This window comes from Sporosarcina sp. NCCP-2222, from assembly GCF_023168145.1.
Lineage (GTDB): Bacteria > Bacillota > Bacilli > Bacillales_A > Planococcaceae > Sporosarcina.
Window position 1 is genome coordinate 162,243 of record NZ_BQYK01000006.1, and the last position, 13,638, is coordinate 175,880.

Annotated in this window: 11 protein-coding genes; 4 read left to right on the forward strand and 7 right to left on the reverse strand. The window is 42.8% G+C overall.

All coding sequences use genetic code 11. The features are described 5' to 3' along the window. Positions 1 to 181 precede the first annotated feature (181 nt). Complete coding sequence (locus NCCP2222_RS14160) at positions 182 to 1,192, forward strand: YpdA family putative bacillithiol disulfide reductase (RefSeq protein ID WP_248512995.1); 1,011 nt, start codon at positions 182 to 184, stop codon at positions 1,190 to 1,192. 235 nt (positions 1,193 to 1,427) lie between these two features. Next, positions 1,428 to 2,951 carry an AbgT family transporter gene (locus NCCP2222_RS14165; RefSeq protein ID WP_375709192.1) on the forward strand — a complete coding sequence of 508 codons (1,524 nt, stop codon included), beginning with the start codon at positions 1,428 to 1,430 and terminating at the stop codon, positions 2,949 to 2,951. Positions 2,952 to 2,989: 38 nt separating this feature from the next. Here NCCP2222_RS14165 and NCCP2222_RS14170 read toward each other — a convergent pair whose 3' ends face one another. The 3 genes from NCCP2222_RS14170 to NCCP2222_RS14180 all read right to left on the reverse strand — a co-directional run bounded on the left by NCCP2222_RS14170 (position 2,990) and on the right by NCCP2222_RS14180 (position 7,776). Next, positions 2,990 to 4,492 carry a class I adenylate-forming enzyme family protein gene (locus NCCP2222_RS14170; RefSeq protein WP_248512997.1) on the reverse strand — a complete coding sequence of 501 codons (1,503 nt, stop codon included), beginning with the start codon at positions 4,490 to 4,492 and terminating at the stop codon, positions 2,990 to 2,992. A gap of 134 nt (positions 4,493 to 4,626) precedes the next feature. Continuing rightward, complete coding sequence (locus NCCP2222_RS14175) at positions 4,627 to 6,312, reverse strand: methyl-accepting chemotaxis protein (protein ID WP_248512998.1); 1,686 nt, start codon at positions 6,310 to 6,312, stop codon at positions 4,627 to 4,629. Between the two features lie 321 nt (positions 6,313 to 6,633). Next, positions 6,634 to 7,776 carry a M20 family metallopeptidase gene (locus NCCP2222_RS14180; RefSeq protein ID WP_248512999.1) on the reverse strand — a complete coding sequence of 381 codons (1,143 nt, stop codon included), beginning with the start codon at positions 7,774 to 7,776 and terminating at the stop codon, positions 6,634 to 6,636. 134 nt (positions 7,777 to 7,910) lie between these two features. On the opposite strand from NCCP2222_RS14180, the gene cypC reads away from it, so the two are divergent. Beyond that, positions 7,911 to 9,158, forward strand: a complete 1,248-nt coding sequence (cypC, locus tag NCCP2222_RS14185) for a CYP152 family fatty-acid peroxygenase CypC (protein ID WP_248513000.1) — start codon at positions 7,911 to 7,913, stop codon at positions 9,156 to 9,158. 549 nt (positions 9,159 to 9,707) lie between these two features. Then, the gene (locus NCCP2222_RS14190; RefSeq protein WP_248513001.1) at positions 9,708 to 10,271 is read left to right on the forward strand and encodes a hypothetical protein; all 564 of its coding nucleotides are present in this window, start codon (positions 9,708 to 9,710) and stop codon (positions 10,269 to 10,271) included. Between the two features lie 56 nt (positions 10,272 to 10,327). Here NCCP2222_RS14190 and NCCP2222_RS14195 read toward each other — a convergent pair whose 3' ends face one another. The 4 genes from NCCP2222_RS14195 to NCCP2222_RS14210 all read right to left on the reverse strand — a co-directional run bounded on the left by NCCP2222_RS14195 (position 10,328) and on the right by NCCP2222_RS14210 (position 13,484). Then, positions 10,328 to 11,374 (reverse strand): anti-sigma factor domain-containing protein, encoded by a 1,047-nt coding sequence (locus tag NCCP2222_RS14195; protein WP_248513002.1) that lies wholly within the window; start codon positions 11,372 to 11,374, stop codon positions 10,328 to 10,330. After that, positions 11,374 to 12,135: an RNA polymerase sigma-I factor gene (gene sigI / locus NCCP2222_RS14200; RefSeq protein ID WP_248513003.1), complete on the reverse strand. Its 762-nt coding sequence runs from the start codon at positions 12,133 to 12,135 to the stop codon at positions 11,374 to 11,376. The genes NCCP2222_RS14195 and sigI overlap by 1 nt, the downstream gene beginning before the upstream one ends. Positions 12,136 to 12,221: 86 nt before the next feature. After that, a complete protein-coding gene (locus tag NCCP2222_RS14205) occupies positions 12,222 to 13,040 on the reverse strand; it encodes a hypothetical protein (RefSeq protein WP_248513004.1) in 819 nt (272 codons plus the stop codon). Between the two features lie 210 nt (positions 13,041 to 13,250). Beyond that, positions 13,251 to 13,484, reverse strand: a complete 234-nt coding sequence (locus tag NCCP2222_RS14210) for an excalibur calcium-binding domain-containing protein (protein WP_248513075.1) — start codon at positions 13,482 to 13,484, stop codon at positions 13,251 to 13,253. Between the last annotated feature and the right edge of the window lie 154 nt (positions 13,485 to 13,638).

Genomic DNA, 13,638 nt, shown 5'->3' on the forward strand with positions numbered 1-13,638 from the left:
AAACCCACAAACCGTGCGAACAATCCATTGTTTAGCGCTAGGCAGACTCGTCCATGCTAGCTTATGTGCCGATGTGTGTCGGCGGTAATTTTAGACAAGAACCGTAAAAGCATGAAAATGGATTTAGCACTTCCAACTGCCCTTTGCGGAATTAAACATTTGAGAGTGGAGGAATTCTTACATGTATGATGTCATTGTGATCGGCGGAGGACCTTGCGGCTTAGCGACTGGTCTCGCCCTTCAAAAAAGAAAAATTTCTTATCTCATAATCGAAAAAGGCGCCATTGTAAATTCGATTGCCGATTGCCCACTCGACATGCGTTTTTATAGCACATCCGACCGCCTGGAAATCGGGGATATCCCATTCATTTCTCAGGAAGTGCGGCCGACCCGTACAGAGTTATTAAAATACTATCGCCTTGTTACAGACCGGAACGATCTAAAGATTGCATGCCATCAAAAGGTGGTACATATTGCAAAGAAAAAGGACTTGTTTACGGTTCGTACTGTTGATCAGAAAGGCGCAGACATCACATACCAATCCCGTATGCTCGTTATGGCCACAGGCATTTTTGACCATCCGAGAAGAATTGGCGTTCCCGGTGAAGATTTACAGAAAGTAAAGCACTATTATAAGGAAGGCCATTCGTTTTACGGCCAAGAAGTGCTGGTCGTCGGAGGAAAAAACTCTGCAGTGGAGGCGGCAATCGATCTTCATCGGAATGGCGCTCAAGTGACCTTAGTCCATCGCGGGGATTCCGTGTACAAAGGAATAAAACCTTCTCTGCTGCTGGATATCCGGAATTTCATTGAAAAAGAAAAGATAAAGTTTTATCCAAATTCCAGTGTTGGAGTGATTGGGGATTCCCAAGTTTCTCTACATACTCCTGCTGGACCGGTCACCATTTCCAATGATTATGTGTTTTCACTGATCGGGTACCAGCCTGATACCCAGTTGCTGCAGCAAATCGGCATCACAATAAATTCTGATACGCTCGTACCTTCCTTTGATCCATATACGTATGAAACCAATGTTAAGAACGCCTTTCTTGCGGGTGTAGTCACAGGCGGCATTACGAATACCGTCTATATTGAAGGTGGTCGATTTCACGGTGAGACGATTGCTTCGGAAATTGAAAAGCGAATAGCCTCTTCTTCCATTGTCCGATATCCGAATGTACGTGAAGCGTAACTGCATCCTTCCAGCCTGATTTCGTATGAATCGAAATCAGGCTTTTATGTTTTGTGCTATTCGCCGGCATAAGAGATAAGCCAAGATTACTTGTTAGGAGTACTCTCGAACCTCTTTCACTCTCTAATCAAAAAGAAAGTATTGAATTTATATAATTATATGACATAATGAACGTTAATTAACTAATACATTACTACATAAAAGTATTAAAGGGGGAAATGGGAGAATGAAGGAAATGGAGATCAAGAGTGAAAAGAGGGGGTTATTTAACCGATTTCTCGATTTTATTGAGAAATACGGGAACCGGTTACCTGACCCGGTTATGTTATTTGTTTATATTGCCGTCATCATTTTAATCTGCTCCGCAATTTTTGGAGCACTCGGCACGACGGCGATCAATCCGGGAACAGGCGAAGAGATTAAGGTGGTCAACTTGTTGAACGGCGATGGGCTCATCATGATCTTGACGAATCTTGTAAAGAATTTTACAAGTTTTCCGCCACTCGGGCTTGTGCTTGTTGTCATGCTCGGCGTGGGATTAGCAGAATCGACAGGCTTAATCTCAACTGTGATGAAAACTACGATTCTTAACGCACCTAAAAAAATTATCCTGCCGACTATCGTGCTCGTTGCCATTTTAGGCAATGCGGCTGCGGATGCGGCAATGGTCGTTTTGCCACCAATCGTGGCCATGATTTTCATCGCTTTAGGCAGACACCCGATTGCAGGGCTGGCAGCTGCCTATGCCTCCGTTGCCGGAGGATTTTCCGCAAACTTGATCTTAAGCGTTCTTGATCCTCTCGTTGCCGGCTTTACGGAGATCGGCGCGCAAATTTATGACCCGTCTTACAAGGCGAACCCTGCTATGAACTATTACTTTTTAGCTTTTTCTACATTAGTTCTTGTACCAGTTGCTGTGTTTGTGACAACTAAAATCGTAGAACCTCGTCTCGGCAAATATGAAGGGATTACGGAAGAATTAGAGGAAGTGACACCGGCGGAGAAAAAAGGATTGCTTTGGGCTGCCCTTTCCGTCGCGGTCATCCTTGGCACCGTTCTGGCTCTTTCCATTCCGGAAAACGGTATCTTCCGTCACCCTGAAACGGGTGGACTGACTGTATCCCCGTTAATGGATAGCCTTGTTCCGTTAATGATGATTCTGTTTCTTGTTCCTTCTATTATTTATGGAAAAATCGTTAAGTCGATTACAAACTCAAAAGACTTCGCAGACCATTTGGCAAAGGCGATGTCCGGGATGGGCATGTATATCGTCATCGCATTTGTCGCTGCTCAAATGATTGCATATTTCAATTGGAGCAATCTAGGTCCGATTGTTGCGATTAAAGGTGCTGAAACACTTGAAGCACTTGGCTTGAAAGGTGTCCCGCTATTCATAGGTTTCATTATCGTGGCGGCATTGATCAACTTCCTAATCGCCAGTTCATCTGCAAAATGGGCCATTTTGGCGCCGGTTTTCGTGCCGATGTTCATGATTATGGGCTACAGTCCTGCACTAACTCAGGCTGCATACCGGATTGGAGATTCGATTACCAACCCGATTACACCGATGCTTGCCTATTTTGCCATCGCATTAACTTTTGCTAAGAAGTACAACCCGAAAATGGGAATCGGAACGTTCATGACGTCTTTATTGCCCTATTCCATTGCATTCGCCATTATGTGGATCCTTCTCTTTGCGGTTTGGTACCTGCTTGGTATTCCGCTCGGTCCTGAAGGTGAGATTTTCTTATCAAAATAAAGCAAAAAGGGCGTTCCTCATTAGGAACGCCCTTGTTATTATCTTACAGAGTGTTCAGTTGACCGAAGCGTGTGCTTCAACACTTTACCGGAAGCGTTGCGCGGCAGTTCAGGTAAAAACTCCACTTCCACCGGCAGCTTATATTTCGCAAGCTGTGAACGGCAATAAGAGAGGATTTCTTCCTCTGTAATCGATTCTCCATCCTTTATAACGGCATAGGCTTTCGGCACTTCACCGAGAACTTCATCCGGAACGCCGACGACTGCCGCTTCGAGCAGCTCAGGAATTTGATACAGAACTTCTTCCACTTCGACAGGATACACGTTTTCTCCTCCGCGGATAATCATATCCTTTTTACGGTCCACTATATATAAAAGACCGTCGTCATCCATTTTCCCGAGATCCCCCGTATAGAGCCAACCATTACGTATTGCCCGCCTCGTCTCCTCTTCATTCTTCAAATACCCTTTCATCACTTGCGGGCCTTTCATGACAATTTCACCCACTTGGCCGACTGGCAACGATTCTCCAAATTCATCGACTACCCGCAGTTCCGTTTGCGGCAAGGCCTGCCCCACTGAGCCGATCTTCTCAAGTGCCAAATGATCCTTCAATGTGGAGGCGGCTGGTGTATTCTCTGTCTGCCCATAGAGATTTTGCACTTTCACGTTCGGGAAGGTTTCCTTCAGCTTTTTCACCATTTCATACGGCATGGGCGCGGCCCCATAACAGAACAGCCGCAAGGAAGGGATGTCGATTTCTTTCCGGTTCGGCAGATTCAGAAGTATCGTATACATGGCAGGGACGCCAAAAAAGATGGTCGGCTGCGTCTTTTTCATCAGCTCCACTGTTCCGGTTGGCGAAAAAGCCTCTTCCACAATGACGGTTCCCCCCTTGAACGTGACTGGAATCGCAAACACGTGACTGGCAGCACAATGGAACAGGGGTGTTGAAATGAGCATGCGATCTTCATTCGTTATCTCCATCGATTCGGACCAGATTTCTGCAGTTGAAACAATATTTTGGTGTGTCAGCATGACTCCTTTCGGTTTGCCAGTCGTACCGGATGTGTACATAACGACGGCTGTGTCATCCGGGTGGAATAAAACTGATGCAACGTCGGAATTCTCCTGTTCGATGATTCGAATGATGTCTCCAGAAGGACCGAGGGACAATTTCTCACGAAAATCATGCGTTGATTGTTGAATTACCTCTTCTAGCCTTTCATCGTAAATAAGCGCTTTTGCTTCTGAATGCTGAAAGATATATTCTACTTCTGGGGAGGCCAGTTTCGTATTGATCGGCATGACCGTATAGCCGCCAAGCTGGATGCCGAAATAACAGACGAGAAAGAGATCGGAGTTTAACGAATAGAGGGCAATAATATCGTTTTTTTCATATTCTTTCGATTGAAAATAAGCTGCTATCCGTTTCGCTTTTTCATAGAATTCGCCATACGTCCACTCCCGGCCGTCGAACGAAGTATACACCTTGTTTGGCTGATTTGTTGCATGCTCCTTAAGAACGTCGATCATCAACATGTTTGTCCCCCTATTATCCATCATATTTCTTTTATACTATCAACGGAATCTTCGGATTACAAGTTATTTTAATACTATTCAGATATATTGTCATTTAAAAAAGGACAGCAATTAAATGCTGTCCCAGCTACTAGTTATATTGAAAACTGTTGAATCATCTCCTGAAGATCCATTGCCCGTTTACTCAGATCATTTGCGACTGCATTGATCTCTTCAATCGTCGCTAATTGCTCTTGAATGGCAGCTGTATTCTCCTCATTCTGGCTAGTCGAAACATCAGCCTGTATCGCTATTTCTTGTACAGATGCTGAAACCTGCTCAGCACTCGCCGATATTTCTTCCGTCGCAGCCGAAACCTCCTCTATTTGTCCATTCATCATTTGGACTGCATTAACAATGATGGAAAATGCGTCACCTGCTTCGTCGATCACTTTCACGCCCGCCTCAACATTCGCTAAACTTTTTGAAACAGCTTGTTCCACATTTTTGGTGTTTTTCTGAATCTCAGCTGTCACATCCACAATTTGAGTAGCCGATTGTTTTGATTGCTCTGCCAGTTTGCGAACTTCATCCGCCACGACCGCAAAGCCTTTCCCGTGCTCCCCTGCACGTGCCGCTTCGATTGCAGCATTTAATGCAAGTAGATTCGTCTGCTCCGTAATATCCGTAATGACTTTCGTTATATGTTCGATTTCAGCCGTCTGTTCACTAAGTCTCTTTATTAGCTCATTTGTTTGATAAGAAGAATCATAAATGAGATTCATCTGGTCTTTCGCAGTCTTAACGGATTTCTCACTGTCACCTGCCAGTTTTTCAGTGTTTGAAGCATTTTGCAGTAGTCCTTGGGCTGATTCCGCTATTCGCTGTACACCTGATGCTGTTTCTTCCATAGCATATGAACTTTCTTTTGCGGAAGTCGCTGCGATTTGAGAGCCGCCCAACATTGCTTCCATGTTTTTATTTATCCCACGAGAAGAGCGGGTTACTTCTTCCGTACTTGCAGATAGCTCCTCTGCCGAAGCTGTCACATGCAACACATTTTCACTTACATGACCGAGTACAGTGCGCAAGTTGTGCTTCATTGTATTAAAGGCAGTTGCTAACTCATTCAACTCATCTTTTGATTTAACAATAATATCCTCTTTCGTAAGATCCCCATTTGCAATAATGCTTGAAGCTTCCGCCAATCGTTTAACAGGCCTAGAAATATTCCTGTTAATCAAGGTGGCTATTAGTAAACCAAGTATAACGTCAACTATTGAAGTAAGAATTAATCCCATCATTGCCTGGGATGCCTTCTTGTCAGTTGCCGCCCGATCAAGCGATACATGCTTAGCTTGGTAGTTGATCATGTTTTGAGCAGCTGCCTGAATACCCATGTTCGCCTCACGAACTTTTCCGTTCATCGCTGTGGCTGCTTCGTCGAGATTACCTTTTTGAACTTGTTCAACTATCCCTGCTGCTCCCTGGTCGAATAGTGTAATTTTTTCTTTAACATCCTTAAGATATCCTTTCATTTCATCTGAATGGACATAGCCATCCAGATCGTTTACACGGTCTTTCAATATTTGTTGGTTTTCACTCAGACTGTTTAAGGAGTGTTCATCCTGTTGTAGTATGTATGCCCGGATATACAGACCTTGCAACGCCATTTGTCTCTGGATATCATTCGCTAGTTCAGATTGTTTCACTCTGTTATCTATCATTTCCTCATAGTCGCTCTTCACACTCTTCAGTTGATAAATACTGTAAATAGAAAATGTAACCATTATTAATAGCACAATGCCGAAACCACCATAAATCTTTTTTCCAATTGTCATACCTAGACTCCTCACCATGATTTAGTAGTTTCATTACAATAACTTTCCCTTGTGAAAATTGAACCCCTAGTGCAAGGGAAACACCATTTCCGGAAAAAATCATCCTATAAAATACCATTCTCTGTTATTATACTTAAATTATCGGTACGAAAGTTCTAGTTTTAATAGCCTCTATAAAAAATATCTTGAAATGGAGAATTATATTTTTAATACTATATAAAAATAAATAGCAGACTATAGTGAATTCATGTAAATAAAATAGATATTTATTTTTCCATAATAAAACGCCATGGAAATAATTCTCCAAGGCGTCTCACAATTCTACTGTTTTTCAACCAGATTTACTAAAACATTCGCAAGCAATTCAGTCCGTTCAACTAAAGATGCAATTTCCAAATATTCTTCATCGCTATGTGCATTTCCTCCAATTGGTCCAAGTCCATCAATCGTAGGGATACCTAAGCTAGATGTAAACGAAGCATCCGACCCCCCGCCTGTTGCAACATCCGTAATGGTAATCCCCAGCTCCTTGCCAACCTTTTGAATAATGTTAAGCAACTCCACCGTTTGCTCATTCTTCTCCATTGGAGGACGGTTGAGGCCACCTTCCAATACAATGCTCGTTCCCGCTACATCCGGCACCTCACAAATCTCTCGTATCCTCCGATCCAGCCACTCCGCTTGATCCGCGAATGTAATCCGAACATCTACATGGCCTACTGCCGAAGGGGCAATCGTATTGACTGACTCCCCGCCTTCAACGATGCCGACACTGACACTGACGCCCGCTTCATGGTCTGTCAGAGCATGCAACTTAATGATTTTGTGCGCTAGTTCCTCAATTGCACTAATGCCATTCTGCGGTTCGATGCCCGAATGAGCCCCCTTGCCTTTAATATACATCGTATACCGTCCCCCGCCTCGACGAGCCGTAACGAGAGAACCATCTTTCCGCGCCGGCTCCATGACAAGGGCATATTGTTTGCCTGCCGCGTATTCTTCAATCAGCGATCGAGATGTCGGCGACCCGATCTCTTCATCTCCATTCAAGACAATCTGGACATGCCCAAGTACGTCAGGATGATGCTCTTTGAGTGCTTTCATTGTATATAGCAGAGCAACTTGGCTCGCTTTCATATCGATGACCCCTGGCCCATAAGCCCGTTCCCCCTTGACCGTGAATGGCCGCTGCTTCGCTGTACCTGTTTTAAAGACCGTATCCATATGGGCGATCAACAGGATGATCGGTTTAGTCACGCTATCTTGCAAAGTCAAAACGATGTTGTCCCCAGTTTTCGATTGCTCGTAAATCTTTGGACAGAAGCCAACCTGCGTATACTGTTCCCGCAACACCTCTCCTACTTTATCAACACCTTCCTTATAGGCCGAACCGGAATCGATGGAAACAAGCCGTTCCAACAGCGCCAGCATCTCAGACTCTTTCGATTGCAGATAGTTTTTCATGATAACCGTCTCCTTTCCCACTTTTCTATAAATTCATTATATAGAAACCGTAATTCCGTCACAATTATCCTAACAGATTACTTCGCTTCAAAGCAGGGAATGTTCTATGTAACAAGAATGATGAGGAGTGAAGAATGGTGAACTTACCAAAAGAAAATGGATTGGACCATACATTTGATTTGTTAACGGAAGGCTATCGCTTCATGCAGAAGCGGTTTGATTCCTTCCAAACCAAGGTGTTTGAAACCCGCTTGATGGGAAAGAAAATGATTTGCATGGTAGGACGGGAGGCTGTGGAATTATTTTATGATGCTTCTCGTTTTCAACGATCTGGAGCTATACCAAAACGTGTGCAGAAGACACTTTTCGGAGAGAAGGGCATTCAAACGATGGACGGCTCTGCCCACCATGTTCGAAAGGCATTATTTCTATCATTAATGACAAAAGAGCGACTTTCCTATTTGCAAGAGTTGACCCTGGAGCAATGGCGTGCTCGAACGAAGAAGTGGACTACTGACAAATCGGTTGTATTGTTTGATGAAGCAGAGGAAGTGCTATGCGAAGTGGCTTGTCTGTGGGCCGGCGTGCCATTAAAGGAGTCAGAAGTCTCAACACGTGCATATGATTTGGGTGCATTGATTGATGCTCTCGGCGGAGTCGGTCCACGGTATCGCGAAGGAAGGGATGCACGCATCAGGACAGAAAAATGGATAGAGTCGTTAATTGAGGAGTATCGCCGAGGAGAAATTCCACACAATGGAAGTGCATTAGAAGCCATTGCGAAACACCGGGACGAAAACGGGAACCTGCTCGATACTCATATGGCTGCAGTTGAGTTGATAAATATCATACGCCCAATTGTGGCAGTGGCTCGCTTTATTATTTTTGGCATGCTCGCCTTGTACCAGTTCCCAGAGGAGAAAAATAAAATACGTCAGCATGGCGACCACTACTTGGAAAATTTTGTTCAGGAAGTCCGCCGCTACTATCCATTTGCTCCATTTCTCGGTGCGATGGCGAAAACGGAATTTGAATGGAAAGGGGTCCATTTCAAAAAAGGAGACACCGTTCTCATTGATCTCTACGGCACGAATCATGACCCCGAATGTTGGAGAAACCCTGACCAATTCAAGCCTGATCGGTTTGATGAAGAGCAAGTGGATTTGTATAACTTTGTGCCACAAGGCGGGGGTCATGTGACAACCGGCCACCGCTGCCCGGGAGAAGATGTGACCGTAACGATCATGAAAGCGAGTATTTTCTACTTTGTAAATGAATTAGATTATGAAGTCCTGCAAGGGCAGGATCTCTCCATTAACATGGCACGACTACCGACACTGCCGAATAGCAGGATGGTTATACAAAAACAAAAAAATTTCTAGGGTGTCCTCCTGTCTGCCGCTAGCTTCTTTAACAGACACAAATTGCTACACAAACCTTTTGATTACTGACTACTATTCTCTTTTCTAATGGACGTTCAAGCATTTGAACGTCCATTCAGAGTGTAAACAAAGTCGATTTTAACTTTGCCTATACTTTTGTAATTGCTTTTTCGACTAATTAGCACACACCTCAGCCTGGCTTGAAAACGCTTGCCAGACTAGGCGCGAAGGCGAGCGAAGACTCGAATAGAACTAAAGTTCATGAGAGGACGAGCGAGCCGAGCAACAACGTATGAAAGCGTTTGTCAACAGGCTGAATGGACGTTCAAGCATTTGAACGTCCATTCTTTTGCATATTTACTATTTCCCAAAAGAGCCTATTATTCGTTCTGTACTTCCTTTCTTATTAAAATTTGTTTGTCATCGATCCTTCCGCTCGGTTGTTTGTTTTGGTCTTCTGTAATTAATGTCACTCCCTTTGAATTTAACGGAACTTTCTTACTCTTATTGCGTATATAGGAGAGTAAGTATTGTTAGGAGGAGTGTTTCTTGAAGAGAATTTCTCTTTTTATAATTGCTATGTCTGTATTGATTTCGCTTATAGGCTGTGATAGTAACGAACATCGGAGTTTAAAAGATTATGATGACAGCGACGTTGCTGCAATTGTGAGAGACAAAGAGATTACAATAGGAGAAATGCGTTTCTTGTATGCTGATGAAGAAGTATTGAGTAGTATTGATGATGCCGTACGAATGGAATTAATGATACAAGAAGCTAAAAAAATGAATACAGACGTACCTGATAAAATTGATTCGATGAGGAAAACCTGGGAAACGATGTCTTTAGATGACATTGAAATGGAAAATTCTCAGCGATCGTTTATTAAATCACAAGCTCGCAAGTTGGGCATGGAACCTGAGGAATATTTTAAGGAGTGGATAGAAATTACAAGTGTAAGAAGTTTATATATAATGGAATATACACAAAAAGCAGTTCGGCAACTAGAAGCATCTAACGATGAGGAACTAGCAGCGTATAATAAGGAAGTAAGTGAACATCTTGATGAATTAGTAAAGGGAAATGAGAAGGATATAAAAATTTTAATTCGCTAACTTCACATTAAAACACCCCAAAGGTTAGATGTCTCCTCTAACTTTTGGGGTTCACTTCACTGGGACGCCTGATCCGCTTTCTTATTTTCCTGATGCATTTTTTCACCTTTTTGATTCCCTATGCCGTGATGATTCTGAGATCCCGGCTTCTTTGGTTTTTGTCCATTGCCAGCAGGCTTCTTTTGTGCATGGCTTTTGATTTCTTTTCGTATATCAAGCCGCTCCGTCTTTCTTGTTGTGTTCTGTCGTTTTTCAGCAACTTCTCTGGTTGGAATATTTTCAAATGGCTCTTTCTCTATGATGGCTTTATTTGTTTTCTTTTGTCCATTTTGTCGTATTTCGAGTGCGGAATTCGGACGAATGGCTTTTTCTATCTTTATTTGTCCGCTGTTGTGCTCTCCTGCACTCTTTTCGCTTTCTACTTCTTTTTTCATATCTGTATCGGAACTATGGGACTTCGGCTGATTGTTTTGTTTCTTTTTATATTGCTGAATGGAGGTATCTTTTTTCTTTGCTCGATTTCGTTCTTGTACGGAGCTTTCAACTACCTGAAGCTTCACTTCTTGCTGACTGTCGCTGGCTGCTTTGATTGCGTTATTTATAATATCTTTCATCTTGGCGCTTTTCTCATTATCTTTGAAGACAAGCGTTACTACCATCTCCTCTGTACCACTTTCATCAGCTATCTCAATCGCCGCCTTCCCGAGAACATCTTGGATTGGCAATCCAACCCATTCAGAAAGCAACGCTTCAGATACCAACTTCTGTGTCTCGCCAAATTGATGATAGCCAACTACCATGCCACGTTGATCAACACCGAATTCCAAGGCAGCTTTCGACTCCATTTGTACATAGGCAAGTGCCTTTTCATTATCCGGATAAATAGATGCAAAGAGAACTACCAACAGCATCGCAACAGCAATAACAGGGCCGTATAGTAAAGGCTTCTTACGGCCGGGGACTGTAAGTGGATGAAATTCCACCTCTTGCCCAATTTCAGGTTTATCGCCAATAGGACATCCGCGCACAAATTCCCCTTCGCTCGTCAAAAACACGGTATATGCAGTTTTCGTCTCACAAACTATGCCTCTATTAGTACGCATCATATGATGTCCCCTTTAACGTAATCCTGTATGTATATAAAATCGCCTTTCAATAGCAGGACGATCGCCATAATATATTTCCTATGCCGCTCAATTGTTTTTCTGGATACATCGACTAGACGTTCCAGCTCTTTTATCGGCAACTGCTTCTTGCTGTCCATAAAATCAAAAAGAGTGGGCGTTTCAGCTATAATTTGAGCAATCTGGATGGCGGTTCTTCTAGTATCAGCATGCTTTGGTGAGGTTCGGCTTAATTCACCGAATGATAATCCGTATGTGGTAAGTAAAACATTAAATCGTCGTATCTCGTCTTTTCTTTCCCTGGCTCGATGCTCTTCTGTATGTTGCTGTATGGAAACCTGAGTGAAAACAGGATGTAGTTCATCAACACTTGCATCCGCCTCCTTGTTTGCATCCACAAGAAGGACGGGAGTACTATATGCCGTTTCTTTTCGAATAAAATCAATGAGTCTTCTCTTAATGACCAAATACGCAAATGTTGTTAGAGAAGCATAACGTGTTGTTTCAAACGTTAAAATAGCTTCATGAAATGCATTCATTGCTATGCTAAATTCATCATCATGTTCATCTATGCGGCGGTTACAAATGAAGGAAGCCGTTTTTTTCATGAATGGTGTATATGTGGAGAGGAGGTCGTTCATGACCTCCTCATCCCCTCTTTTCGCCTTCCATACTTGTTCGTGTAATGTATGGTCTGTTTTTCTGCTATGAAACATTCCTTGAATTAATGACAAGAACATACATACCCTCCGTTCCCACTAAACCCGATTGCTTATGATTGTAATGGGTGCACCGGGTATTGAAAAGATGTTTTGCCTGTTAATTTTTACTTGTTATTCTCTTTTTTCTCAACTTGCTTTTTGGCTTTCTCTGCTTTCCGCTCAACCTTCACTTCGGCACGCAGTTCTTTTTCAGTAGTTTTCAACTCGACACGTGCTGCTTTCTCCTTCGATTTCAATTCGTTCCGGACTTCTTTCTGAGCCGCTTTAAGAGCATGGAATTTCTCTTTTTGCTTTTGTTTTTGCACACGAAGTTCTTCTTTTTGCTTTACTTGTAAAGCTTTCCGCTCTGTCTTTAGTTCCACGTTTGTTTGTGCTTTTGTTTTTACTTCTTGTTTTACTGGCTCTGCTGATACGCTTTCATTTTTTTCCTCAATTGAAGGCTCGGCAGCTTTGTTTTCTGTCGTTTGCTCGGCTTTATTATCTGCCTCTACAGTCGATTCTTTTGATTGTTTCGCTTCCCACTTTTCTAAAGCGCGTTCGTAATTACGTTTAATAGATGCTTTGGCGTTTGGATTTTCGACTTTGTCATACGCTTTTGCGAGTGCTGCCAGATTGTCTGCAGTATAACCTTCCGGAATTGCTGGTAATTTTTCTTCAGCCTGATCTTCCTTTACCTGCTCCTCTGCTTTTTCTTCATTCTCATCTTTTGCCTCATTCGAAACTGCTGGCACCTCCGTGCTTTCTGATGTTTCGACTTTCGCCTCTGTCTCTTCTGCTGTAGTAGCAGCTGCTTCATCTGCTTTTTTATTCAGATTGCTAAGATCGATTACTTCCTCAGCGTTCGCCCATACATAGCCCGTCCCTGATACTGTCAAACCTGCAATTAAAAGTGCCACTCCGGATTTTTTCCATTTCTTTTTCATATTCTCATCATCCTTTTTTACGTTTTTGTCTATGCTGACAACTAGTTGTTCGAACTATGTTTTGATTTTCTGGGGGTCATTCAGATATGAATTAAACTTTGCTATGTAAAAGGTAAATTTGCACTATAAAATGGGGTTAAAAAGGAAAACCGGCTGCGAATAAAGGAGATACCCTCTTTCACAGCCGGTTTATATTACTATCCATTGTACTTATTTCTCACAAGCAATAAAATCTTTATCACGATCCAGCTTGGTATTTTTATTGTAAAGTTCTTTCGATACAAAAGGGGTATACTTCGTCTTCCCGCCTTTATTTTTCACGTTCGCGGATTGGGCAACGCCGCCTTTGTATACTTTGTTCAGCTCGGTACAGTTTTTATAGGCGATCACTTTCTCGCCTTTTGCAAGGGCTGGTGCAGAGCTGACTGAAAATGTGAGTGCGATAAGAACTGCAAATAGTGCGGTGATGCATTTCTTCAATATATTCGTCTTCCCTTCAACTAAATTCCATATACTGTTAACAGGATACCCCCAATTCACTATTTTGTCTAGTTTTCTTTTATTGATTCCATGAAAAAACCAGAGAATGAGCATCTCT

Coding starts and splice junctions, on each gene's coding strand:
- NCCP2222_RS14205 (WP_248513004.1), bottom strand. CDS start 13,040: ATGAAAAAGAAATGGAAAAAATCCGGAGTGGCACTTTTAATTGCAGGT.
- cypC (WP_248513000.1), top strand. CDS start 7,911: ATGGTGAACTTACCAAAAGAAAATGGATTGGACCATACATTTGATTTG.
- NCCP2222_RS14175 (WP_248512998.1), bottom strand. CDS start 6,312: ATGACAATTGGAAAAAAGATTTATGGTGGTTTCGGCATTGTGCTATTA.
- sigI (WP_248513003.1), bottom strand. CDS start 12,135: ATGTTCTTGTCATTAATTCAAGGAATGTTTCATAGCAGAAAAACAGAC.
- NCCP2222_RS14180 (WP_248512999.1), bottom strand. CDS start 7,776: ATGAAAAACTATCTGCAATCGAAAGAGTCTGAGATGCTGGCGCTGTTG.
- NCCP2222_RS14165 (WP_375709192.1), top strand. CDS start 1,428: ATGGAGATCAAGAGTGAAAAGAGGGGGTTATTTAACCGATTTCTCGAT.
- NCCP2222_RS14170 (WP_248512997.1), bottom strand. CDS start 4,492: ATGTTGATGATCGACGTTCTTAAGGAGCATGCAACAAATCAGCCAAAC.
- NCCP2222_RS14195 (WP_248513002.1), bottom strand. CDS start 11,374: ATGCGTACTAATAGAGGCATAGTTTGTGAGACGAAAACTGCATATACC.
- NCCP2222_RS14160 (WP_248512995.1), top strand. CDS start 182: ATGTATGATGTCATTGTGATCGGCGGAGGACCTTGCGGCTTAGCGACT.